The organism is Micrococcus terreus (assembly GCF_900116905.1).
Lineage (GTDB): Bacteria > Actinomycetota > Actinomycetes > Actinomycetales > Micrococcaceae > Citricoccus > Citricoccus terreus.
The window spans coordinates 23,583-46,703 of the sequence record NZ_FPCG01000007.1; the positions used below are offsets into that span (position 1 = coordinate 23,583).

General features: G+C 69.8%; 21 protein-coding genes, 1 pseudogene and 2 riboswitches. Of the genes and pseudogenes, 8 read left to right on the plus strand and 14 right to left on the minus strand.

From position 1 onward, the window contains the following. Positions 1-6 precede the first annotated feature (6 nt). From BM355_RS09130 to BM355_RS09145, 4 genes are all read right to left on the minus strand, one after another. The gene (locus tag BM355_RS09130; protein WP_091697591.1) at positions 7-1,278 is read right to left on the minus strand and encodes an acyl-CoA dehydrogenase family protein; all 1,272 of its coding nucleotides are present in this window, start codon (positions 1,276-1,278) and stop codon (positions 7-9) included. Beyond that, positions 1,275-2,558 carry an acyl-CoA dehydrogenase family protein gene (locus tag BM355_RS09135; RefSeq protein WP_091697593.1) on the minus strand — a complete coding sequence of 428 codons (1,284 nt, stop codon included), beginning with the start codon at positions 2,556-2,558 and terminating at the stop codon, positions 1,275-1,277. Before BM355_RS09135 ends, BM355_RS09130 begins: the two co-directional genes overlap by 4 nt. 129 nt (positions 2,559-2,687) lie before the next feature. After that, positions 2,688-4,103: an LLM class flavin-dependent oxidoreductase gene (locus BM355_RS09140; RefSeq protein ID WP_091697595.1), complete on the minus strand. Its 1,416-nt coding sequence runs from the start codon at positions 4,101-4,103 to the stop codon at positions 2,688-2,690. Between the two features lie 89 nt (positions 4,104-4,192). Then, positions 4,193-4,305, minus strand: a riboswitch (SAM riboswitch). A gap of 91 nt (positions 4,306-4,396) precedes the next feature. Further along, on the minus strand, positions 4,397-4,798 hold the full coding sequence (locus tag BM355_RS09145; RefSeq protein ID WP_245760706.1) for an ArsR/SmtB family transcription factor: 402 nt from the start codon (positions 4,796-4,798) through the stop codon (positions 4,397-4,399). Positions 4,799-4,878: 80 nt separating this feature from the next. On the opposite strand from BM355_RS09145, the gene arsB reads away from it, so the two are divergent. The 3 genes and pseudogenes from arsB (at position 4,879) to BM355_RS14645 (ending at position 6,866) form a co-directional block, all read left to right on the plus strand. Then, positions 4,879-6,030: an ACR3 family arsenite efflux transporter gene (gene arsB, locus BM355_RS09150; protein WP_091697855.1), complete on the plus strand. Its 1,152-nt coding sequence runs from the start codon at positions 4,879-4,881 to the stop codon at positions 6,028-6,030. After that, positions 6,027-6,317 (plus strand): annotated as a pseudogene (locus BM355_RS14640) (arsenate-mycothiol transferase ArsC); the annotation flags it as partial. The gene arsB and the pseudogene BM355_RS14640, both read left to right, overlap by 4 nt. Positions 6,318-6,401: 84 nt before the next feature. Then, complete coding sequence (locus tag BM355_RS14645) at positions 6,402-6,866, plus strand: arsenate reductase ArsC (RefSeq protein ID WP_245760723.1); 465 nt, start codon at positions 6,402-6,404, stop codon at positions 6,864-6,866. A gap of 106 nt (positions 6,867-6,972) precedes the next feature. Here the strand turns inward: BM355_RS14645 and BM355_RS09160 are convergent, their stop codons facing one another. Further along, the gene (locus BM355_RS09160) at positions 6,973-7,665 is read right to left on the minus strand and encodes a queuosine precursor transporter (protein ID WP_245760707.1); all 693 of its coding nucleotides are present in this window, start codon (positions 7,663-7,665) and stop codon (positions 6,973-6,975) included. A gap of 257 nt (positions 7,666-7,922) precedes the next feature. On the opposite strand from BM355_RS09160, the gene BM355_RS09165 reads away from it, so the two are divergent. Beyond that, positions 7,923-8,867: a hypothetical protein gene (locus BM355_RS09165; protein ID WP_091697601.1), complete on the plus strand. Its 945-nt coding sequence runs from the start codon at positions 7,923-7,925 to the stop codon at positions 8,865-8,867. 44 nt (positions 8,868-8,911) lie between these two features. Here the strand turns inward: BM355_RS09165 and BM355_RS09170 are convergent, their stop codons facing one another. Continuing rightward, the gene (locus BM355_RS09170; protein ID WP_091697860.1) at positions 8,912-9,535 is read right to left on the minus strand and encodes a DUF4126 domain-containing protein; all 624 of its coding nucleotides are present in this window, start codon (positions 9,533-9,535) and stop codon (positions 8,912-8,914) included. Between the two features lie 182 nt (positions 9,536-9,717). Between BM355_RS09170 and BM355_RS09175 the strand changes: the two genes are divergently transcribed. The 3 genes from BM355_RS09175 (at position 9,718) to BM355_RS09185 (ending at position 11,894) form a co-directional block, all read left to right on the plus strand. Continuing rightward, positions 9,718-10,239 carry a hypothetical protein gene (locus BM355_RS09175; RefSeq protein WP_091697603.1) on the plus strand — a complete coding sequence of 174 codons (522 nt, stop codon included), beginning with the start codon at positions 9,718-9,720 and terminating at the stop codon, positions 10,237-10,239. Between the two features lie 63 nt (positions 10,240-10,302). Next, complete coding sequence (gene thiD, locus BM355_RS09180) at positions 10,303-11,151, plus strand: bifunctional hydroxymethylpyrimidine kinase/phosphomethylpyrimidine kinase (protein WP_091697862.1); 849 nt, start codon at positions 10,303-10,305, stop codon at positions 11,149-11,151. Then, positions 11,148-11,894: a DsbA family oxidoreductase gene (locus BM355_RS09185; RefSeq protein ID WP_091697606.1), complete on the plus strand. Its 747-nt coding sequence runs from the start codon at positions 11,148-11,150 to the stop codon at positions 11,892-11,894. The genes thiD and BM355_RS09185 overlap by 4 nt, the downstream gene beginning before the upstream one ends. A 41-nt stretch (positions 11,895-11,935) precedes the next feature. On the opposite strand, the gene BM355_RS09190 is transcribed toward BM355_RS09185, so the two are convergent. The 3 genes from BM355_RS09190 to BM355_RS09200 form a co-directional block, all read right to left on the minus strand. Then, the gene (locus tag BM355_RS09190) at positions 11,936-13,177 is read right to left on the minus strand and encodes an MFS transporter (protein ID WP_091697608.1); all 1,242 of its coding nucleotides are present in this window, start codon (positions 13,175-13,177) and stop codon (positions 11,936-11,938) included. A gap of 247 nt (positions 13,178-13,424) precedes the next feature. Further along, entirely contained in the window at positions 13,425-14,573 is a 1,149-nt protein-coding gene (locus tag BM355_RS09195; RefSeq protein ID WP_177227905.1) for a sensor histidine kinase, read from the minus strand. A 93-nt stretch (positions 14,574-14,666) separates the two neighbouring features. Further along, positions 14,667-14,879, minus strand: coding sequence for a hypothetical protein (locus BM355_RS09200; protein WP_091697611.1), 213 nt, complete (start codon positions 14,877-14,879; stop codon positions 14,667-14,669). 97 nt (positions 14,880-14,976) lie between these two features. On the opposite strand from BM355_RS09200, the gene BM355_RS09205 reads away from it, so the two are divergent. Further along, positions 14,977-15,699 carry a response regulator gene (locus BM355_RS09205; protein WP_245760708.1) on the plus strand — a complete coding sequence of 241 codons (723 nt, stop codon included), beginning with the start codon at positions 14,977-14,979 and terminating at the stop codon, positions 15,697-15,699. 10 nt (positions 15,700-15,709) lie between these two features. Here the strand turns inward: BM355_RS09205 and BM355_RS09210 are convergent, their stop codons facing one another. The 5 genes from BM355_RS09210 to gcvP form a co-directional block, all read right to left on the minus strand. After that, positions 15,710-17,020 carry a Y-family DNA polymerase gene (locus tag BM355_RS09210; RefSeq protein WP_091697865.1) on the minus strand — a complete coding sequence of 437 codons (1,311 nt, stop codon included), beginning with the start codon at positions 17,018-17,020 and terminating at the stop codon, positions 15,710-15,712. Between the two features lie 5 nt (positions 17,021-17,025). Continuing rightward, a complete protein-coding gene (locus tag BM355_RS09215) occupies positions 17,026-17,427 on the minus strand; it encodes a LexA family protein (protein ID WP_245760709.1) in 402 nt (133 codons plus the stop codon). 7 nt (positions 17,428-17,434) lie between these two features. After that, positions 17,435-18,643, minus strand: coding sequence for a thermonuclease family protein (locus BM355_RS09220; protein ID WP_091697619.1), 1,209 nt, complete (start codon positions 18,641-18,643; stop codon positions 17,435-17,437). Positions 18,644-18,735: 92 nt separating this feature from the next. Further along, the gene (gcvT, locus tag BM355_RS09225; protein WP_091697622.1) at positions 18,736-19,965 is read right to left on the minus strand and encodes a glycine cleavage system aminomethyltransferase GcvT; all 1,230 of its coding nucleotides are present in this window, start codon (positions 19,963-19,965) and stop codon (positions 18,736-18,738) included. Positions 19,966-20,002: 37 nt separating this feature from the next. Continuing rightward, entirely contained in the window at positions 20,003-22,951 is a 2,949-nt protein-coding gene (gcvP, locus tag BM355_RS09230; RefSeq protein ID WP_091697868.1) for an aminomethyl-transferring glycine dehydrogenase, read from the minus strand. 52 nt (positions 22,952-23,003) lie between these two features. After that, positions 23,004-23,118: riboswitch (glycine riboswitch) on the minus strand. Positions 23,119-23,121: the final 3 nt, after the last annotated feature.

Consider the following 23,121-nt stretch of genomic DNA (forward strand, 5'->3'; position numbering starts at 1 on the left):
GGCCGATCAGCCGCCCACGCGGTAGTGCCGGCTCGGCGGGACGGCGTTCACCTCCCAGTCGCCCAGGATCCGCGCCCGGTAGATCAGCGGATTGTGGTTGGCCAGCACTCGGGCATTGCGCCAGTGCCGGTCCAGCCGCCGGGTGCCACTCACCGCGGATGCCCCACCCACCTCGAACCAGGCTGAGGCGATCTCCAGCACCTGCTGCGCGATCACCTGCTGGGCCTGGTAGACCCGCACGTAGACCTCGTTCAGCTCCGCCTCGGGGATCTCCACCCCCACGCGTTCCCCCGCCGCCTCACGGTCCAGCAGCCCGGCCAGCAGCGGCAGCACCGCATCGAACGCCGCCCGTGCGCCGAACGCACCGGCGGAGACCTCCCCCACCACCTGCAGCACCTGCGGGTCCTCGCGCGGCAGCCCACCGGCGCCGTGGCTGAACGAGCGCGTCCGCGAGCGCACGTACTGCACCGCATCCCGCACCACCGCCTGCCCGATCCCGGCCAACGTCCCCAGGTGCACCCACTGGGCGATCGCCTGACCGCCCACCACACTGGCCCCGTTGTCCAGTGGACGCTGGGAGACCTCCTCCGGGTCCACCGCCACGTCCTCGAACACCGTGGTCCCGGAGGCCGTCAGCTGCTGCCCGAACCCGTCCCAGTCATCCAGCAGCCGCACGCCCGGAGTATCGGCGCGCACCGTCACGGCGATCTCCTCGCCGGCCTCATCCACCGCGGAGACCATGATCCAGTCCGCGTACAGCGAGCCGGTGGAGTAGAACTTCGTCCCGTTCAGCCGCAGCGTCCCCGCCGCGTCCCGGGTCAGGCGGGTGCCGGAGGTCCCCACCGCATTGCCCACCTCGGTGATGGCATTCCCGACGACGGCTCCCTCACCGATGCGGCGCAGCCATCGGTCCCGCTGAGGTGAGGCCGGAGAGGTCAGCACGCCCTCCAGGTGCAGCAGGTGGGCGCGCAGCGCCTGGGCCAGGTTGGAGTCGGCGGCACCCAGGTCCACGAGCAGGGCCGAGGCCTGCACGAAGTCCAGCCCCGAACCGCCGAACTCCACGGGCACTCTGGCCGCGGTGTACCCGGCGTCCACGAGCGCACGCACGGCGTCCCGGTCCAGATGCCGGTCGGCCTCCCGTGCGGCCGCCCCCGCGGCGATCCGCTCGAACACGGGGGTGAGCCGTTCCCGCAGCCGAGCGAAGCGCTCGGCGCCGGACCCGTGGCACGGGCCGGCCGTCGTCGTGGTGTCTGAGGTGGGGTGGGTGGTGGTGGTCATGACTGGTCCTTCCGGTCTGCCGGAGTGGCCTCGGAGGTGCGGATGGTCATCGGCGGCACGGTGCCGCTGATTCGGTGGTCCCCGACGGCGCGCAGCCGGTAGGCCACCGGGGAGTGGGAGGCCACCGTGCGGGCATTGCGCCAGTGCCGGTCCAGCTGGTGGGCGGCGTCCAGCACCGAGGCGCCCCCGACGTCGAACACCTCGGTGGCCGCTGCCAGGGACAGATCCGCCACCACGGAATAGGCCTCGCTGACCGCCACATAGGCTCGCGCGTACTGCTCCGTGAAGGCGGGGTCGGTCAGGTCGGAGATGCCGCGGGTGGATTCGAAGGCCTCTGCCAGCGTGGCGGCGGTGGAGACCACGATCGCCCGGGCGGCGGAGGCCTTCGCAGAGATCTGTCCCACGGACTGCTGCATCAGCGGATCCTGCGCCGTGGAGGAGCCGGAGGCGTGCTCATAGGTGCGGGTCCGTCGTCGGGCGAAGGAGGCGGCGTCCTCCGCAGCCGCCCGGGCGATCCCGGCACCGGTGGCGGCCAGGATCAGCCAGACGAAGGAGAAGCCGAGCAGGTTGGCGGGAACGGCCATGGTCATCAACCGCTCCGCGGGTGCGGTGGCCCCGTGCAGGCGGGTGGTGCCGGAGGCGGTGAGCCGCTGGCCGATCCCGTTCCAGTCGTCCACCAGCTCCACGCCCTCATCCAGGGTGCCCAGGATCAGGGCAACCCGCTCCGGCGTCTGCGGGTCGGATCCGGCCAGCACCCCCTCAACCAGCACGTGGTCCGAGAGCAGAGTGCCGGTGGAGTAGAACTTGTCCCCCGTGATCCGGTAGGAGCCGTCCTGCAGAGGCTCGATCACCGCCGGCCGGGCACCGGTGCTGGCCGGCTTCTCCACGATCGCGTTGCCGAACACCTTCCCCGCGGCCACCTCGGAGAGCCACCAGTCGGTCAGGGCACCCTGACTCTGGTGCTGGTGGGTCTCGGTGAACAGGAAGTGCCCGTGCAGGGCCTGCGGCAGGTTGGAGTCGGCTTGGCCCAGGTCCACCAGCAGCTCGATCAGCTGCGGCAGGGTGGCGCCGAGCCCGCCGTGCTCCACGGGCAGGCGCACCCGGGTGAAACCGGATTCGGAGAGCAGCCGCACGGCCTCATGGCCCAGGGTGCGGTCCCGTTCGCGGTCCCGGGAGCCCTCGGCGATCCGGGCGAACACCGGGGCGAATCGCTGCTTGAGCTCAGCGGTGGTGGGGTGAGTGGTGGTCCGTGCAGGCGGGGCGAGGGTGAGTGTGGTCATGGGAGGTCCTTTCGCGGACAGAGGTGGAGGAACGCAGGATCACGTGCACGACAACTGCGGTCTGGCACGGCGTGTCGCCCGAGATAGAGCGCACGTGATCCCAAGGGGGAGCGAGGTGAGGCGGAGGGGTCAGACCCCGACGGCGGCCGGGGCCTGGCGCTCGACGCTCGCCTCGGCGAAGGCACCGCGGTAGCGCGCGGCCGGGTGGGTGTCCGGCAGGCGGTCGCGGCCGAAGAGCTTCTGCCGCAGCGTGCCCGGCCGGTACTCGCTCTGGGCCAGTCCGCGCTCGCGCAGCACCGGCAGGACCTTCTCGGCGAACTCCTCGAAAGAGCCCGGGATCACCCAGTTGATGACGTTAATCCCGTCCACCCCGGCGTCCTGCCAGAGCTGCAGCTGATCGGCGATCTGCTCCGGTGTGCCCACCAGGCGGTTGTTGCGGTGACTGCGCCAGGCCACATCCGCCACCACGGGCTCACGGTCGGTGATGGCCTTGGAGACCCACTCGGTGAAGCCCTTCTGCGTGTTGGTGTCCACTGCGGAGAGCGGGGTGTCCGGCGGGTAGACGCGGCCGTCGGGGTCCACCAGGGCGGCGTGGGCCAGGTAGCCGTCCACCGAGGCGAACTGCTCGGCCTCCGCCAGCTTGGCCTGCGCCTCCTCCTCGGTGTCCCCGATGATGAAGCTGAGCCCCTGGAAGAACTTGATGTCCTCCGGTGCGCGGCCGGCCTCCACCGCACGGCGGCGGGTGTCCTCGATCTGTTGCCGGGCGATCTCCGGGGTGGCCGCGATGATGAACACGGCCTCGGCGTTGCGGGCGGCGAAGTCCCGGCCGGACGCGGAGGAGCCGGCCTGGTAGAGCAGCGGGGTGCGCTGCGGCGAGGGTGAGGGCAGGTGCGGTCCTTCCACGGTGTAACGGTGGCCCACGTGGCGGATCTTGTGCACCTTGGCCGGGTCCGAGTAGCGCGAGCCCTCGCGGTCCTTGACCACGGCGCCCTCATCCCAGGATCCCTCCCAGAGCTTGTAGGTCACGTCCACGTACTCCGCGGCCCAGGCGTACCGCTCGGCGTGGTCGGTCAGCCGGGGCAGGCCGAAGTTGCGGGAGCCGTTGTCCTGGGTCCCCGTCACGATGTTCCACGCGATCCGCCCGTTGGAGATGTGGTCCAGGGTGGAGAGCTGACGGGCGAACTGGAAGGGGTGGGACTGGAAGACGTTGGAGGTGGTGGCCAGGCCGATGTTCTCGGTCACCACGGCCAGGGCACCCAGCAGCACGGTGGGGTCGTTGGAGGGAATCTGCAACCCCTCGTTGACGTAGACGGAGTAGTCGGCGTCCGCGTCCCCGTAGTGGCCCACCACGTCCGCGAAGAACATGGCGTCGAACTTCGCTGCCTCCAGGGTCTGAGCCAGCTCGATCCAGGTGTTCACATCGGTGAACTCGGTCTGCCCGGCATCCTCGCGGCGCCACTGACCGTGGTGGATGTGGCTGGTGGTGTTCATGACGAACGCGTTGAAGTGCAGCGGCGTGGGCGAGGACTGGTGCGGCTGGGCCATGGCGGCGAACCTTTCGATCGCAGCGCGCCGCAGGACCAGCCGGGCAGGACACAGCAGATCGGTGACATTCGCATCTGGTGCCCACGGGAGCGCTGTACTTGCCGGTCACGTTCGTGCCGGCCGAATCATCACCTGGAGCACCCCGCTACAGCGAGAGGGTTGCTGTCCGGCCAGCCAGGGCTTCGCACCGGAACTCGTGATTCTGTGCCTGACCCTAGGCGCGCCCGGCGAGGGGTGTCCAGTGGGCCACGTCACGGGCCGTCATGTTCGCCGCGTCCTCCGCGGGGACGCGCTCAGCGCAGGTCGAACAGGTCCCGCAGCTCGTCCAGCGACCCCGGCACCACCGAGTAGTGCGCCCAGCGCCCGCGCTGCTCCCGGGTGAGCAGCCCAGCTTCCACGAGCTTCTTCAGGTGGTGAGAGACAGTGGGCTGGGAGAGCCCGACGTCGGCCCCCAGGTCACAGGAGCAGACCTCGCCACAGCCTCGGCTCGTCAGATGCGAGAGCAGCTGGAGCCGGGACGGATCCGCCAGCGCCTTGAGCTTGACGCTGAGCCGTTCGGCATCGGGCCGCCCCAGCGGCGTCCTGCCCAGGCAACAGCCGCCCTCCGAGGACCTCTCGTCAGCTGCTTCGTCACCTGCGCAGCACGGAGGCGGACCCTTCAGCGGAAGGTGCGTGGCCGTCGTCGTGGTGGTCATCACCTCACCATACATTGACGACCATCAATATGTCAGGCATCCTGAACCTGCCCCGCTCCCGCCCACCGAAGGCCCACCAGATGACCACCGCACCCCCGCAGCCTGCGCCCACGCACACCCCGGTGGCCGCACGGATGTCCTTCCTCGACCGTTACCTGGCGGTCTGGATCCTGCTCGCCATGGGCGCCGGACTGGCGCTGGGCGCCCTGATCCCCGGTCTGGACCAGGCGCTGGAGTCGGTCCAGGTGATGGGGATGTCCCTGCCGATCGCCGTCGGTCTGCTGGTGATGATGTACCCCGTGCTGGCCAAGGTGAGGTACGACGAGACCCACCGCGTGACCGGGGACAGGCGACTGCTGGCCCTGTCCCTGGTGCTGAACTGGATCATCGGCCCGGCACTGATGTTCGCCCTGGCCTGGGCGTTCCTGCCGGATCATCCCGAGTACCGGACGGGACTGATCATCGTGGGCCTGGCCCGGTGCATCGCCATGGTGCTGATCTGGAACGATCTGGCCTGCGGGGACCGGGAGGCCGCGGCCGTGCTGGTGTTCATCAACTCGGTGTTCCAGGTGATCGCGTTCTCCGGGCTGGGCTGGTTCTACCTGCAGGTGCTGCCGGGCTGGCTGGGACTGCCCACCACCGGCGTGGACTTCAGCGTCTGGGCGATCTTCCTCTCGGTGCTGGTGTTCCTGGGCATCCCGCTGCTGGCCGGGTTCCTCACCCGCACGGTCGGTGAGCGCGCGAAGGGACGGACCTGGTACGAGGAGCGGTTCCTGCCGCGGATCGGCCCGTGGGCGCTGTACGGACTGCTGTTCACCATCGTGATCCTCTTCGCCCTGCAGGGGGATGCGATCCTGTCCCAGCCGTTGGACGTGGGTCGGATCGCGATCCCGCTCGTGATCTACTTCGTGGTGATGTTCCTGGGCTCGCTGTTCGCCGCGCGGGCGGCCGGCGTGGACTACGCCCGTTCCACCACGGTGGCCTTCACCGCCTCCGGCAACAACTTCGAGCTGGCCATCGCGGTGTCCATCGCCACCTTCGGGGTGACCTCAGGCCAGGCGCTGGCCGGCGTGGTGGGCCCGCTGATCGAGGTGCCGATCCTGGTGGGCCTGGTCTACGTGGCCCTGTGGCTGGCCCCGAAGCTGTTCCCCGGCGATCCCAGTGTGCCTGGCACCGCCACCTCATCCGCCCCTCCCCACACCGCCCGCACCGATCGAGAGGCCGCCCGATGACCGGCACGCTGCTCTTCATCTGCAACTCCAATGCCGGCAAGTCCCAGATGGCCGGCGCACTGGCCAGGCAGCAGGCCGCCGAGCGGGGGCTGGCCATCGCGGTGCACACCGCCGGCGCCCAGATCTCTCCGGGCAATCCGGACGGCACCACTCTGAACACCGAGGCGGCGGCCTCCCTCAAGGCGGTCGGGGCCTCGTTGGACGGCGAGCACCCCAAGCACATCGACCCGGAGATCCTGCGCTGCGCAGACCGTGTGATCGTGGTCGGTCCGGCCCAGGTGGAGCCGGTGGATGGGATGAGGGCCGAGATCGAGGTCTGGGGCACCGACGAGCCGAGCCTGCGGGGGATCGAGGGCCAGGAACGGATGACGATGATCCGGGACGAGATCTCCCGTCGCGTGTCCGGACTGCTGGACGAGTTCGACACCCGCCCCACCGTCCTGTTCGTCTGCGTGCACAACGCGGGCCGTTCGCAGATGGCCGCCGGCTACCTGCAGCATCTGGCCGGCGACCGCATCCAGGTGCTCTCGGCCGGATCCGCCCCGGCCGCGTCGGTCAACCCCTCGGCCGTGGCGGTGATGGCCGAGGAGGGGATCGACATCTCCGCCGAGCAGCCCAAGGTCCTCACCACGGACTCGGTGCGCGCCTCGGACGTGGTCATCACCATGGGCTGCGGGGACACCTGCCCGATCTTCCCGGGCAAGCGGTACGAGGACTGGGAGCTGGACGACCCGGCCGGCCAGGGCGTGGAGGCCACCCGCCTCATCCGCGACGACATCAAGTCCCGCATCCAGCGCCTCATCGCCGAGCTGGACGCCACCGTTCCACAGCCATGATCACGTGCGCGCCACCTCGGCTCCGGCCCGGCGTGTCGCCACAGTTGGCGTGCACGTGATCACTGCTGGGTGTCAGGTGAGGTGGTTCCCGACGACGTCACGCGGCTCAGGCAGTCGCCTCGCCATAGTGGGGCTCGGCTCGCTTGACCAGTCCCATCACCCACATGGTCACGGGCGAGAGGATGATCTCCACGGCGGACTTGAACAGGAAGCCGACCAGAACGTAGTTCAGGAAGTCGGGCAGGCCGGTGATCCCGATGACCCCGGCGGCGATCGAGCAGAACACCAGGGTGTCCACGAACTCCCCGGCCAAGGTGGACAGGGCGATGCGGCCGAACAGCAGCCTCTCGCCCGAGCGGCGCTTGAGCCGGACCATGGACCAGGCGTTGGTCAGCTGGCCGGCCAGGAAGCCCAGCAGCGAGGCGAGCACGATCATCGGCACCGGGCCCAGCGTGCGGGCCAGCGCCTCCTGTCCGTCGTACCACTCGGCGCCGGGCAGGGCGATGATGATCCAGTAGCAGATGGCGGCGAACGCGGAGAGGGCGAAGGTGGTCAGGATCGCCCGGCGGGAGGCCTTCAGGCCGTAGACCTCGGAGACCACATCGCCCACGATGTAGGCCAGCGGGAACAGGAAGAACCCGCCGTCGGTGATGATCGGTCCGAAGGTCACCCCCTTGGAGGCACCGATGTTAGAGAGCAGCAGCACCACGGCCATCACGGCCACGAAGATCGCGTAGAGACCGGTGCCGGTGGGAGCGAAGTGGGCGCGCTCGGGCGCGCGGGAGACAGATTCAGTCACGGTGGGTTCCTCTGGGGGTGGTTCGCCGGACCCGGGGGTCGGCTGTATTAGCACGTCCAATGGCTCCGGCCGCTGCGGTGGAACGGCCTCGACGGCCCCGCAGACACCTGCTGCCCCAGGTGGCGGTGGAACCCAATGATTCTCCCACAGTCGGGGGTCCTGGAGCTCCTCCACCGCCCCCAAAATGGCCAGAGCGCGTGCGGATCTCCGTCTCCGGGCGGATCCCTTGCGGGCCCGCTGGTCCGTAGGCTCAGAGCATGATCCCTGGAATACCTTCCCGCTACCGCGACCTGTCCCCCACCTCTGAGACCATCGCCTCCACCCCCGCCTTCGGTGCACTGTCCGCCGCGGCCGTGGCGGGCCTCACCCTGGTCGAGCACCGGAACCTGGGCCCCGTGGCCAAGGCCGCCTACCGCCTGGCCTACGCCGGGTTCGCCGGAGTCTACGGCGCAGCCATCACGCAGCAGCAGAACGTCGTGTCCACTGCCAAGGCACTGTTGATCGAGGACGAGCCGTTCCCCCCGGAGTCCATCCGTCCGAGCGTGGTCGGCCCCTTGGCCGCCGGGGCCACCCTGGGGCTGGCCGAGCTGAACGAAGCGATCGACGGGAAGCTCGTGGACTGGATCGGCAACCGCGGTGTCTCCCACCCTCGTGCACTGCTGGCCGGCGTGGGCGCGGCGCTGATGGGCGCGATGTGGTTCACCGACCGCCGCGAGACCCTGCAGATGACTCATGACCTGGATGCTCAGGAGATAGAGCCGGGCCCCTCTCAACCGTTGGACCGCAGGGTGATCGCCATCCTGGAGCGCCTGCTGCGTGATGACCTGCCCGGTGCTGTTGCCCTGCGGCAGCAGCTGGACAGCGTCCTGCAGCTGCACCCGGAGCTGTCATCGGACACCGACCTGGAACTGGAGGTGGACGAGGACGCACCGCGCGCGGTTCCCTACACCCAGGTCTGGCCAGTGCAGGGCCGTTTCACCCGGGACGGAGAGGAACTGGCCATTGAGCTTCAGATCCACCAGGGCCGCCTGTCGATGATCTCCCTGATGGTCCCGGATGCGCCCTGGGGTGCGGACCGCGACGAGGAGGACACTGACTACGCCGAAGGTTCCGAGCAGGAGCGTGCGCATACCATCCTGGAGGAGATGACCGAGTGGCCGGAGGTCACCGAGGTCCGTTTCGTCCTGGACGGCGAGAGCTGACCAGAGCTGTCCGCTGACCGACGGCTCGGTGAGCCCCGTTGAGGCTACGCCGCGAAGCGGCGGTCCTCCGGGCTCAGCGAGCCGTCTCTGCGTCCACGTCCGAACAGCCGGCGGGCCAGGTACCACAGCCCCACCAGAGCGCCGATCAGCAGGATCACCACGAGCACCGGCAGGAACACGGCGGCCAGTGCCAGCGAGGTGGAGGCGGCGTCCTCGACCGTGGAGAGCACCGGGGCAGCCGCGCCCGCCGTCACGGTGTTGGCACCGGCACGCGTGGTCGCCTTGAACAGGTGCACCAGCAGGGCCATGCCGGCACCGATCACCACCGGAACCCAGGCCTCTCCGGCGAACAACGACCCGGGGTCCTGCACCGTCACGGTCTCCGATCCCATGCCGGAGGCAAAGGTGATGCCGCCAGCCGCCGGTCGAATGACGGTCTGCACGGCGTCGTTGACGCTGTCCAGCACAGGGATCTTGTCCGCCACCACTTCCAGCACCAGCAGACCGCCGATGATCCAGAGGGTGACGTCAGCCGAGAGCCAGGCCCAGGCGGACGGGAGCTCCACGAAGGAGGTGAACCGGTCCATCAGGCCCAGCACGAGCATGGGGATGTAGGCGTTCAGCCCAGCGGCACTGGCCAGGCCGGTGCCGGTGAGGAATTCGAGCATGGTGCACCCGGTCTTCTGCAGCGCACCGTCGTCCCGCGGTTCGGATCCGTCCTCTCGGCGCCCTGCACTGCACATTCAACACCCATGGGGCCGCAACGCGTCCCGGATAGACTGAGGCGGCCCGTTCTGTGCCGTCCCGCACGCCGGGCTCAGCCCGATCCCCACCCCTTGGAGTCCTCCTCATGACCACGCCCATCCCGGAGAAGCCCTCACGTCGCCAGCGGGCTCGTGTCCAGGATGCCGAGCGCCCACGGCTGCGGCTGGGGCTGATGGGCTTCCTGGTGGCGTGGTTGCTGCCCAACCTGGTGATGGCCGTCGTCGTCATGGTCCTGGGCCTGATCCCGGACCTGCAGGTCTACGGCTCGCTCTCCCCGCTGCTGACCGTGGTGGGGGTGGCCGGCCTGGTGATCGGCCTACCGCTGTGCCTGCTGGTGAATTGGGTATTCCGGCACCAGCTCAACCAGTGGGTGCACGTGATGGGCTACGCCCTGGTGGGCATGCTCTACGGTCTGGCCGTGCTGCTCTATGGCGGCTCGGGCCTGCTGCCCATGCTCATCCCGCTGATCGGCTTCCCGGCTGCCGTGCTGATGGCCCTGGGACGCACCCTGGCCCGCCCGCTGGCCCACGTCGTGGACGCTGAGGGCGAGCCGATCGAGACAGACCTGGACGAGCCGGCCCCCTCCCCGTCGAACAGCACTGACTGAGCCGAACGGGGCTGTGCGCGTGCACAGCAGAAGCACCTCGCGGGCAGGAGTACCATGGTCGGCATGTCCAGCCCTGATGCCCGCACTCCCGGCCAGCCCTACGATCTCTCCTCCCCCGCCCTGGCGCTGACGATCGCCGGATCGGAGGCCACCGGCGGCGCCGGCGCCCAGGCCGATCTGAAGACCTTCCAGGAGCTGGGAGTCTTCGGCATGGTCGCCCTGACCTGCATCGTCTCCTTCGACCCGAAGAACGACTGGGGCCACCGGTTCGTGCCCGTGGAGGCCCAGGTGATCGCCGACCAGCTCGAGGCCATCCAGGGCGACTATGCCGACCAGCTGACCACCACCAAACTGGGCATGATGGGCTCCCCCGCCACCATCTCCACGGTGGCGACGGCGCTGAAGAACCAGCAGTGGCAGAACATCGTGCTGGACCCGGTGCTGATCTGCAAGGGTCAGGAGCCCGGCCACGCCCTGGACACCGATCAGGCCCTCAAGGCCGAGCTGCTCCCGCTGGCCACCTTCACCACCCCCAACCACTTCGAGGCCGAGCAGCTCTCCGGCATGAGCATCTCCTCGGTGGAGGACCTGCTGCAGGCCGCCCGGCGCATCCATGAGGTCTCCGGAGCCGCCGTGCTGGCCAAGGGCGGCATCCGTCTGGACGGCCCGGATGCCGTGGACGTGTTCTACGACGGCACCACCGAGGAGATCCTCTCGGTGCCCAAGATCGGTGAGCACGCGGTCTCCGGCGCCGGCTGCTCCCTGGCCGCGGCCGTGACTGCCGAACTGGCCAAGGGCGCCACCCCCGTGGAGGCGGCACGTCGCGCCAAGGAGTTCGTCACCGCCGGCATCCATCAACGGGTGGCCGGCAACACCCCGTTCGATGCCCTCTGGCAGGGCGGACTGCGGTGAGGATCGAGATCTTCTCGGACGTCGGCTGCCCATGGTGCTTCATCGGCAAACGGCGTTTCGAACGGGCGCTGGCCCAGTTCCCCCACCGAGACCAGGTGGAGGTGGAGTGGAAGAGCTATCAGCTGGATCCGTCCCTGCCCGAACATGATGCCCGCTCGGAGGTCGAGTACCTGACTCAGGCCAAGGGGATGCCGGAGGGCCAGGTGCGCCAGATGCTCGGTCACGTCACCGCCCAGGCCCTGGACGAGAACCTGCACTACGACTTCGACTCCCTGGTGGTGGCCAACTCCTGGAAGGCCCACCGTCTCATCCAGCGCGCCAAGGCGGTCTCACTGGCCGCAGCGGAGGAGCTGGAGGAGCAGCTGTTCTCCGCCCACTTCGAGCGCGGCGAGGACATCGGCTCGGAGCAGGTGCTCGCGGAGCTCGGCCAGGCGGCCGGGCTGACTGCCGAGCAGGTCGGGGAAGCGCTCTCGGACTCCAGCTGGGAGGACCGGGTCCGCGCGGACCTGCAGGAGGCCCGGGCCCTGGGTGTGACCGGGGTGCCCTTCTTCGTCCTGGACCGGAAGTACGGCATCTCCGGGGCGCAGCCCACCGAGCTGTTCGCCCAGGCACTGGAGCAGGCCTGGGCTGAACACCAGCCCCTGCAGATGGTCTCCCCCACGGCCGGTCCCGGCCAGGGTCCCGACGACGGCCCCCAGGCTGGTCTGGATGGTCAGGTCTGCGGCCCCGAGGGATGCGACTGAGCACCGTCACTCCGGGCCCCCGCAGCAGGGGTCCCAGCGCCTCAGTCAGTGTGCCGGAAGTCCAGCCCCAGTCGGCGGGCCCCGAGGAAGCGCACCGCCAGCGCGATGCCGATCAGTGAGGCGGCCAGCGTCATGGTCCAGGACAGACGCCACCCTCCGCTCGCCGTGGCGATCGCGGCGAGGATGATCGGCCCGACCAGATTGGCCGCGTTGTAGATCTGCTGCATCAGCCCCATCACGGCCGCCGGCGATCCGTCCTCGGGTGCCACGTCCACCGCGATCCGCGTCAGAGTGGCCGGGATCAGGGCACCCACCCCGGAGAAGAGGGTGACGGCCACGATCTGCACCACCAGTCCACCGGGCACGGACGTCCAGTCCGGGGCGAAGGTGACCACCGTGGTGACGGCCATGGTGATCAGTCCGATCAGCAGCAGCGGCAGGGCCGAGACGCCCCGCTGATGGAGTCGGCCGGAGAGGATGTTGCCCACCGCGTTCATTCCGCCCACCACGGCGGTGACCACCCCCGGCCAGAGTCCACCCACACCGGCTTCGCGGAAGATGGTGGGCAGGAAGCCGATCACCGCTCCCCACTGCAGGGTGTAACAGGCGAAGACGATGCCGGCGATCCACGGCGTCAGGGTGGCCACGGTACGGCGGATGCGGACGACGGCGGCGCCCACCTGGGGCGGTCCGGTGTCCGGATCCGCAGGGACACAGGCGAGGATGAGCGGGACGGTGATCGCGGTGATCACGGCCATGATGATCCACCAGGTGTTCCACCTGACGCTGGTCAGCAGCAGCGTGGAGGCCAGCACCGCCAGAAACGTGGCCATGCCCTGGAAGCCGGCCCACCAGCCCATCGCGATGTTCGCAGAGGCCGGGTGCGCCACCCGGCGGATGAGGGCCGGTGCCACCACCCCGGCCATCAGGAAGCCCACGCCCTCAAGCATGCGGGTCAGCATCAGGAACCAGGTCTCCGTGGCGAAGGCACCGGCCAGAGAGCCCACGGCGAGCAGGACCATGCCGACCACCAGGGTTCGGCGCAGCCCCCAGATCTCCGAGAACAGGGAGGCGGCCAGCCCGAGCAGCATGGAGCCGACCTGCACGATGCCCAGCAGCACACCGGAGTCCACGAGGGACAGGCCCAGATCGGCTCGGATGAAGTCCAGGGCGCCGGGCAGCTTCCAGATGTGCATGGCCGAGGCGACTCCTGCGACCACGACGATGATCCAGGCACGTGATCCGCCAGAGGCCGTGGCGCATTGCGGGGCCGAAGGGGGCATGTCGACACCCTAGTGGGACACGACACGACAGTGGCGTGCGCACCGGCCCGTTAACGGCCTGAGAGGCGGCAGCCGTGGCTGCCGCCTCTCAGCGGATCTGGATCAGTGGAGCCCGCATCCCCCCGGGCTGATTCCATCTGATCTGTTCCGTCGCACCGTCTCATGGGGCTCTTTCAGAGTAGTCAGCGCACAGTCTGCACAGGTAGTGGACCTTTGGACAGACTTTCTGCCCCGAGTGTGGTCCACATCACATCCGACGGGAGGAGTGCCCGTTCGAGGGGATCGGGACCCCCGCACGCACCCACCACCAGTCCTTCTCTCGACCGGAGGTGAAGGTCCCTCCGAAGGCCCTCACGCGGTCCCTCATCCCGATCAGCCCATGACCGGAGGACATCCAGGCACCTCGTCCGCGCGGTGTCATGCCCAGACTGTTGCCCACGGCCAACCGCACCTCCTGGTCATCGGCGTCGAGCTCGATCACCGCTTCGCTGCCACCTCCGGCATGCTTGGCCACATTGGTCACCGCCTCCTGCATGACCCGGTACAGGGCGGTCTGGACACTCTGGGAGATGCCTTCGGACAGGCCCTCCGTCCTGACGGCCGTGGAGATCCCCAACGATTCCAGGCCCCGCCCGAACTTCACCGCTCCATGTTCGAGGTCCAGAGCCGAGGCCCCGTCCTGCGCGTCGGTCTCGGAGGCGTTGGCGGGATCGGCCACCAGGCCCTCGGCCTGCAGCAGCGTCAGCATCCGGCGCAGGTCGCCCAGCGCCTCCTTGGCAGAATCGCCGGCCACCTGCACCGCCATCCGAGCCGCCTCGTCCGTCCCCACGAACTGTGCCGTCCTGGTCTGCATGGCGATGATGGTCAGGTTGTGCGCCACGATGTCATGCAGGTCCCGGGCCAGCAGTCTCCGCTCCTCCTGGGCCGCCTCAGCGGCACGGCGCGTGGCCTCGGCGACGCGGCGCAGGTCCCGCTCACGGCGAGCCAGGCTCTGCTGGATGAAATGTCCGATGGTCCAGCCCCCGGCCAGCAGAGGCACCACCACCCACAGGCTGCTGGAGTCCTCGGGCGTGGTGATCGGGATGGACGCCGCCCAGGAGATCGAGACGGCCAGGGCGAACAGGCTGAACGGGAGATTCGCCGACGCCGCCACCAGCACCAGGATCACGGGCAGCAGCAGTGACGGTGAGACGTGCAGCCCGAAGACGTGGCTGGCGATCAGCCCCGGGATCAAGGCGGTGAAGGCCACGGTGCTGCGGATCCACAGCAGGAAGAAGGGGATGCCCGTCAGCAGGGTCAACAGCACGTTGGGGGCACGGTCACCCTGAGTCCAATCGCCCAGGACCATGTCCGAGACCATGGACGCGCCCATGAACACGGTGATCAGGATGAGCACGACCCGGTTCAGGGGCCGCGCACGCCAGAAGTCGCCTGACCTCTCCAGGAGATCAGGCGACGCCGGTGCCGTCATGCGATGGAAAGACCTGACTCAGCCGCAGAAGATGCCGAAGACCTTGCACAGCCACTTGCCTCCAGCGGAGGTCACGCCAGTGGGGCTGGCGGTCTCCGGAAGAGTGACCGACACGGAGGGGCCAGGGGCCACCGGGGCAGGCGAACCCGCGGGCGTGGCCGCAGCCGGGGAGGCGATCAGGGCGACAGAGGCGGCCACAGCGGCCAGGGAGGTGTAGACAGTCCGTTCCATGACACCAGTATTCCGCATGACACCCAGTCAGACCAGAGGTGCAGGTCACCGTCTGGGTCACTCTCCGTGCGGCACTGCGGCCCGGTACGCTGACGCCATGGTGCAGACTCCTCCCGCGATGACTCCGGCTCCCGGGCACAGCCGCCCCTTGACGGTGCTGGTGGTGGACGATCAACCCCTGATGAGCGGGGCTCTGAAGACGCTGATCGGTTCGGCACCGCACATGGAATGCGTGGGGGTGGCCGCCAACGGCGAGGAGGCGGTCGAAGCCTGCATCGCGGTGCGGCCGGACGTGGTCCTGATGGACATGCAGATGCCGGTCATGGGCGGCGTGGAGGCCACCGCCCGAATCACCGAGGCCTGCCCGGACACCCGGGTCCTGGCCATCACCACCTTCACGTCCGAGCAGTACCTGGTCCCGGCCCTGCGTGCCGGTGCCGCCGGCTACCTGCTCAAGGATGCCGAGCCCACGGTCATCCTCGGGGCGATCTGGGGTGTCCACCGCGGTGAGTCCGTGCTGGCCCCGGCGGTCACCGCCAAGCTGCTGGCCTCCATCGAGCATGACCGTCCCGTGGTGGGACGGGCCCAGCTCAAGCCCGGGGATCCGGACGGTTCCGATCTGACCCCGCGGGAACGGGAGATCCTGCAGCTGCTGGCCCGGGGCCGGTCCAACCCGGAGATCGCCCAGTCGCTCTCCCTCTCCGAGTCCACGGTCAAGGCCAACCTCACACGGATCATGGACAAGCTCGAGGTGCGCGACCGCGTCCAGGTGATCATCCGCGCCGCCCAGCTGGGGCTGGTGACCCTCTCGCTCGACTGAGCTCCGCGGATCAGGCCCGGACCACCGGTACCTCGGCGAACCGGGTGGTGTACTGCGGGGAGGCGAACTCCCGCCGCATGCTCCATTGGCCCTGTTCCACCAGCCCGCCCTGGCCCAGACCGATCGCCCCCGCGCCGAAGCGGCCTCGGACCGCCCCGAGCACGTCCTCCACATGCCGATCCGGTTCTGCCGACTCGAACACCTCCAGCATGGGATTCTGCTGGGCGGCGGACTCCAGGCCGGAGAGCATCACCCCGGCACGGTTGTAGGGGATGCCCTCACTCATCACCGAACGCATGGCGGCGGCCGCGGCACGGGTGATGGCGACCGGATCCGCCGTGGCCCGGTCCAGGGCGACCGTCCGGGCCACGGATCCGTCCTCGCCGGTGAACCGGGAGGTCCCCGCCGTCACGGTCAGCACGCGTGCCCGCTGGCCCTGAGCGGCCATGCGGGCCGCAGCGCGCTGGGCGTAGACGTTCATCACCTCGGCCATCTCGGCCTGGGTGGTGACCGGGCGGGAGAAGGACCGGGAGAAGATGACCTGGGCCGGACCGGCGCTCTCATCCACGTCCGGCACGCAGGGGGTGCCCCTCAGCTCCAGGACCGTGCGCTCGAGCACCACGGAGAATCGAGACCGGATCCACCCCGGATCGGCATCGCGCAGGTCAGCGATCGAGTGGATCCCGAGCTGCTCCAGCCGGGCCGAGGTCTTGCGTCCCACACCCCACACCTCCCCCGCTGGAAGACGGCGCAGCAGCGCCTCCACCGACCCGCGGGGCACACTGTCCCAGGCCATCACCCCACCCAGCCGGCCGTCGTCGGGATTGTGCTTGGCCACATGGTTGGCGAACTTGGCCAGCGTCTTGGTGGGGGCGATGCCCACACACACCGGCAGTCCCACATGCCGGGCCACGGCCTCCCGCAGCTGCCGTCCGGTGGCCTGCAGCCGCTCAGCATCGCCCTGCAGTCCCAGGAACGACTCGTCGATCGAGTACACCTGCTGCCAGGTGCCGAACCGGCCCAGCAGCTCCATCACCCGGGCGGACATGTCCCCGTAGAGCTCGTAGTTGGACGAACGGGCCACCAGGCCCCAGCGTTCGGCTTGCCGGGCGATCTGGAACCAGGGAACGCCGGTCTTCAGTCCCAGGGCCTTGGCCTCCGGGGAGCGGGCGACCACGCAGCCGTCGTTGTTGGAGAGCACCACCACGGGACGGCCTTCGAGGGAGGGGTCGAAGGCCCGCTCACAGGAGACGTAGAAGTTGTTCACGTCCACCAGGGCGATCCGGTCCAGCGTGGCAGGACGGGACCCGACGCCGGGCATCGCGCTCACAGCCGGTGCAGGCAGCAGGTGGCCACGCCCCACACCTGCAGCCGATCAGGATCCTCCAGGACCAGCGGCGCAGCGCCGTCCTCCGTGGCCAGGGCGACGGCGCGCTCGCCCCCGCGCACCTCCAGCAGGAGCCGACGCACCAGCAGCTCCCCGTCCACCACGGCCACCACCACGGAGCCGTCCTGGGGCACGGCGGCCCGGTCCACGATCAGCTCGTCGCCGTCGCTGATCCCCGCCCCGGACATGGCCTGTCCGGCCACGCGCAGGATGAAGGTGGAGGTGCGGTCCCGGATCAGCTCTCGGTTCAGATCGATCCCGCCGTCCAGGTAGTCCCGGGCCGGGGAGGGGAAGCCGTGGGCGCGAGGAGACTGTCCTGCTCCGGCGGGCTGGACGGTCATGCTCGCCTCACTCGTCCTCGTCCTCGTCTTCATCCGGGGACGGCGACGGGGAGGGCGAGCTCGACTCGGTGGGGCTCGGCGAGGGCGACGCACTGGACTCTGTGGCGCTCGGCGAGGGCGAAGGGCTCTCGGACGGAGACTCGCTGGGCGAGGCGGAGGCACTGGGTGAGGGGCTGGGCGAGGCGGAGGCGCTGGCCTGGTCTCGGCGGCGGGCCTCCTCCTGGCGGCGCTGCTCCTCAGCGGCCCGCTGCCGAGCGGCCTCCTGCTGGCGAGCGATCTCCTGCTGACGCGCGATCTCCTGTTGGCGGGCGATCTCGCGCTGCCGTGCGATCTCGGCCTGACGAGCCTCTTCGGCTCGGCGGGCCTCCTCCTCGCGCTGACGCTGCTCGGCAGCCAGCAGAGACTCCTGGGTGTTCTCCAGGGAGACCATGCGGGCTTGGGCCTGGGAGAGTGTCGTACCCAGGCGCTCCTGCAGTCCCTCCTTGTCTGCGGCCCAGGCCAGCGAGCTGAGGGTGGAGCCCTCGTCCGGCACGGCGGCGATCATCTTCTGTGCTGCGGTGCCCCGCTCGAGCAGTGCCGCCAGCTCCGCGATCTCCTCACTGGCGGCAGCTGATGTGCCCGGCTGGACGCTCTCCAGTTCCTCCAGCTCCTGCACCGTGGGCAGCACCTGCCCGGGCAGGGTGCACTCGTACCCCGCCGAGTACAGACCCTTCTTGGCGGACCGGGCCTCGGCCTGGGCAGCGCGCACGGACTCCCCCAGCTCGGCGAGCGGCTGCTCCCGGACGGGGACGGCCAGTCCTTGCTCGACCTGCTGGACATTGACGATCTGCCCGGCATGGTGGACCTGCGCCAGCAGTGTCCCGTGGGGTCCGGTGCGCTGGTCCGGGAACTCCAGGCGGACGGAGTCGCCGGGTTCGAGCACCGCGCGCAGCTGGTCGACGGACTCCTGAGCCAGGCACTGCTCCGGCCCCGGCTCCTCGCCCTCCCCGGCGAGCACGGGCGCCATGATCCCGGCCAGACGCACCGTCTCCTCATTCCCGTTGAAGTTGACCACCACCGTCTGGCCGTCCTGCACGGAGATGACCTGACCGGCCGACTCAACCGTCCGGATGTCCTTGAGCGCGCTGAGCACGGCAAGGGTCAGCAGCAGCGCAGCGAGCGCCAGGAAGGCGATGGTTCCGATGAGCGGGAACCGGCGGCTGGTGGACTCGGACATCTGATTCCTGGAGTGAGGGGTGCCGAAGGGCGGGTGGCCGACGGGCCGGTCTGGGGTCACCCGATCCTATCAAGCACGCCGCTTCGGCCGACTCAGCGCTCGCGCTGATAGAACGGCAGCTCCACCACGGTGAACGCCTCCGGGCGTCCTCGCAGGTCCACCTGCAGAGCGGTGCCCACGGCGCTGTGCCGGGCGTCCACGCGAGCCAGGGCCACGGGGTGCCCCAGGGTGGGGCTGGGCGCCCCGGAGGTGACCTTCCCGACGACGGCTCCGTCACCGTCCAGCACCGGGTAGCCGGAGCGGGCGGCACGGCGGCCCTCGCCCTGCAGCCCGACCAGGACCTGACGGGTGTCCGTACCTTCGGCGGCCTCCGTCTCGGCGCGTTCGCGTGCGGCCTCCAGGGAGGCTCGGCCGACGAAGTCGCCCTCCTTCTTGTAGGCGACCACCGGGCCGACACCGGACTCTGCGGGCAGGTGCTCCAGGTCCAGTTCGTTGCCGTACAGCGGCATGCCGGCCTCCAGGCGCAGGGAGTCACGGCTGGCCAGCCCGCACGGGAGCAGATCGGCCCCGCACTGCTCGGCGGCGGAGACCAGTGCGTTCCAGACGGCGGTGGCCTGCGCGCTGAGCTGCTCAGCGTCCGGCTCCGGTCCGATGATCAGCTCGAAGCCGTCCTCCCCGGTGTAGCCGGTGCGGGCCACCAGGACCGGCACCTCGCCCTGCTCGGTGCGGACCGTGGACTCCAGCGCGGAGTAGTACTTCATCTCGACGATCTCCACAGCGGCGGACTCCACCAGGGCACCGGTGAGGATCCGGGCGGCCTCCGGACCCTGCACGGCCACCAGGGCGGACTGAGCGGACTCATCCGTCACGGTGGCCTCGAACTGGGAGGCCCGCTCACTCAGCGCCGCCGCCACGGCTGAGGCGTTGCCGGCGTTGGGCACCACCAGGAACTCCGTCCCCGGGTCCACCACACCGTCCGCGTCCGGCTCGGCGGCGTCCAGGCGGTAGACGATGACATCGTCCAGCACGGTCCCGGCCTCGGTGCAGACCAGGGAGTACTTGGCCTTGCCCGGCTTGACGGCGGAGATCTTCCCGACCAGGGCGTAGTCCAGGGCCGCTGCGGCCTCGGGCCCGCTGACGCGCACCTCGCCCATGTGGGAGAGGTCGAACAGGCCTGCCGAGGTGCGTACGGCCTGGTGCTCGGCCAGCTCCGAGCCGTACTTCAGGGGCATCAGCCAGCCGCCGAAGTCGGTGAAGGAGGCACCGGCCTGTTCGTGGACCTGGTGCAGGGGGGTGGTCCGCTGGGACGGGGTGGTGGTCATCTCAGACTCCTGTGTGCTCGATCGGTACCGCCGGGGCTCAGTCTTCGAACGCCTCGGGCGGCGGGCAGGTGCAGATCAGGTTGCGGTCGCCGTGTGCGCCGTCGATCCGTCCCACGGGCGGGAAGTACTTGTCCCGGCGCAGCGACTCCACCGGGTAGCCGGCCTGCGAGCGCGGGTACTCCCGGTCCCAGTCGTCGGCGGTGAGCACCGAGGCGGTGTGCGGGGCGTTGCGCAGAACGGACTCGTTCAGGGTCTCCTTGGTGGTCGCCTCGATCTCGGCGTGGATGGAGACCATGGCGTCGATGAACCGTTCGATCTCCGCCAGGTCCTCGGACTCGGTGGGCTCCACCATCAGGGTGCCGGCCACCGGGAAGGCCAGGGTGGGTGCGTGGAAGCCGTAGTCGATCAGGCGCTTGCACACGTCCTCGGCGGTGACACCGGTGCGGGCGGTGAGCTCGCGCAGGTCCAGGATGCACTCGTGGGCCACCAGCCCGGAGTTGCCGGTGTAGAGGATCGGGTAGTGGTCCTGGAGCCGCCGGGCCAGGTAGTTGGCCGAGAGCAGCGCCTGGCGGGTGGCCTCGGTCAGGCCGTCGCCGCCCATCAGGTGGATGTAGGCCCAGGAGATCGGCAGCACGCCGGCCGAACCGTACGGAGTGGCGGTGATGGGGTGCTCTGCGTCCGGCAGGTACGGAGTGAGATGCTCGGCCACGGCCACTGGGCCCACGCCGGGTCCGCCTCCGCCGTGCGGGATGCAGAAGGTCTTGTGCAGGTTCAGGTGGGAGACGTCGCCGCCGAACTGCCCGGGCTGGGCCAGTCCGACCAGGGCATTGAGGTTGGCGCCGTCGATGTACACCTGGCCTCCGGCCTCGTGGACCTTGCGGCAGACCTCGCGCACGTCGGCGTCGTAGACACCGTGCGTGGAGGGGTAGGTGATCATGATGGCCGCGACCTTGCCCTCGTTCGCCGCGATCTTCGCATCGAGGTCCTCGGCGCTGATGGTGCCGTCCTCGGCGGTGGCCACCACCACGACCTTCAGACCGGCCAGGACGGCTGAGGCGGCGTTGGTGCCGTGGGCCGAGGCCGGGATCAGGCAGACGTCCCGCTCGCCCTGGCCCTGGTCCAGGTGGTAGCGGCGGATGGCCAGCAGGCCGGCGTACTCGCCCTGGGAGCCTGCGTTGGGCTGGACGGAGACACCGGCGTACCCGGTGATGGTGGCCAGCTTGGCCTCCAGGTCCGAGATCAGGTGGCGCCAGCCCTCGGTCTGGTGGTCCGGGGCGAAGGGGTGGATGGAGCAGAACTCCGGCCAGGAGATGGACTCCATCTCCGCGGTGGCGTTGAGCTTCATGGTGCACGAGCCCAGCGGGATCATGGTGCGGTCCAGGGCGAGGTCGTACCCGGAGAGGCGGCGCAGGTAGCGCAGCATCTGGGTCTCGGACCGGTAGGTGTTGAACACCTCGTGGGTCATGTACTCGGACTCGCGCCGCAGGGAGGCGGGCAGGTGCTGGGTGGAGGCGGCGTCGTCGTGCTGGCCGTCCGCCGGCACGGAGGCGCCCTCCAGTCCGGAGGCGTCCACACCGAAGGCGGAGAGCACGGCCACCAGGTCCTCGTCCGTGGTGGTCTCATCCGTGGAGACGCCGACGGTGTCCGCGTCGACCAGGCGCAGGTTGACTCCGGCCTCCTCGGCGGTGCGCACGATCTGCTCGGCCCGGCCGGCAACGCGCACCTGAACGGTGTCGAAGAAGGACTCGTGCACCAGCTCCTGGCCGGCGCCGCTCAGCGCAGTGGCCAGACGTGAGGCCTGCCGGTGGGCATGCTCGGCGATCGCCCGCACACCCTCCGGGCCGTGGTAGACGCCGAACATGGAGGCCACGATGGCCAGCAGCGCCTGGGCGGTGCAGATGTTGGAGGTGGCCTTCTCCCGGCGGATGTGCTGCTCACGGGTCTGCAGGGCCAGGCGGAAGGCGGGCTTGCCGGAGGAGTCCTGGGAGACGCCCACCAGCCGACCGGGCAGCTGGCGCTGCAGTCCGTCCGTGACAGCCATGTAGGCGGCGTGCGGGCCGCCGAAGAACAGGGGAACGCCGAAGCGCTGGGTGTTGCCCACGGCGATGTCCGCGCCCTGCTCGCCCGGGGGCACCAGCAGCGCCAGGGAGAGGATGTCCGCCGCGACGGTCACCATGGCACCGCGCTCCTTGGCGGCGGCGATCACGGGTGCGTGGTCGGCGATCCGGCCGGAGTCACCGGGCTGCTGGAGCACGATGCCGCACAGTCCGCGCTCCTCCAGCTCAGCGGCCACGTCCTGCGGCAGGTGCTCCAGCCCGGCGGTCAGGTCCACGGTCCGCACGGTCAGGCCCAGGGCCTGTGCGCGCCCCTCCACCACGGAGCGGGTCTGCGGGAACAGGTCGGCGTCCAGCAGGGTGATGCCGTCCGAGTTCTTGCGGTTGGCGCGGTGCATCAGCAGGACGGCCTCGGCGGCGGCGGAGGCCTCGTCCAGTAGGGAGGCGTTGGCGATCGGCAGACCGGTCAGGTCCGAGACCATGGTCTGGAAGTTCAGCAGTGCCTCGAGTCGACCCTGGGAGATCTCCGGCTGATAGGGCGTGTAGGCGGTGTACCAGGCCGGGTTCTCCAGGACCTTGCGCAGGATGACCGGCGGGGTGACGGTGTCATAGAACCCCTGGCCGATCATCTGGGTCTTCATGATGTTGCGGCCGGCGATCTCCCGCAGCTGCTCCATCACGGCGGCCTCGGTCAGCGGGGCGGGCAGGTCCAGCGGCTGCTCCTGCCGGATGTCCTGCGGCACGGCGGCGTCCACCAGGGCGTCCAGGGAGTCATAGCCCAGGGTCTGCAGCATGTGCTGGGCGTCTTCGGCGCGCGGACCGATGTGGCGTGCGGTGAACGGAGCCGAGGCGGTGTCACGGGGCTGATGGCCGGCAGGGTGCCCGGCCGGAGTGGCGGGGCTGGCCGACGGGGTGGAGGCGGTGGCGGTCATGGCTTCTCCCATGCTGAGGCGGACAACGGTGCGGCAACGTTCATCCTCCCCGCTCTGTCATGGACCTGAGAGATTTCGACTGTCAGGTCCTGTGGCGGCGTGCGCCCGGGGCCGGAGGTCGTTGCACCGTCGGTGGTCGCGGCTGGCTGCCGTGACGCTTTCCAGAGACG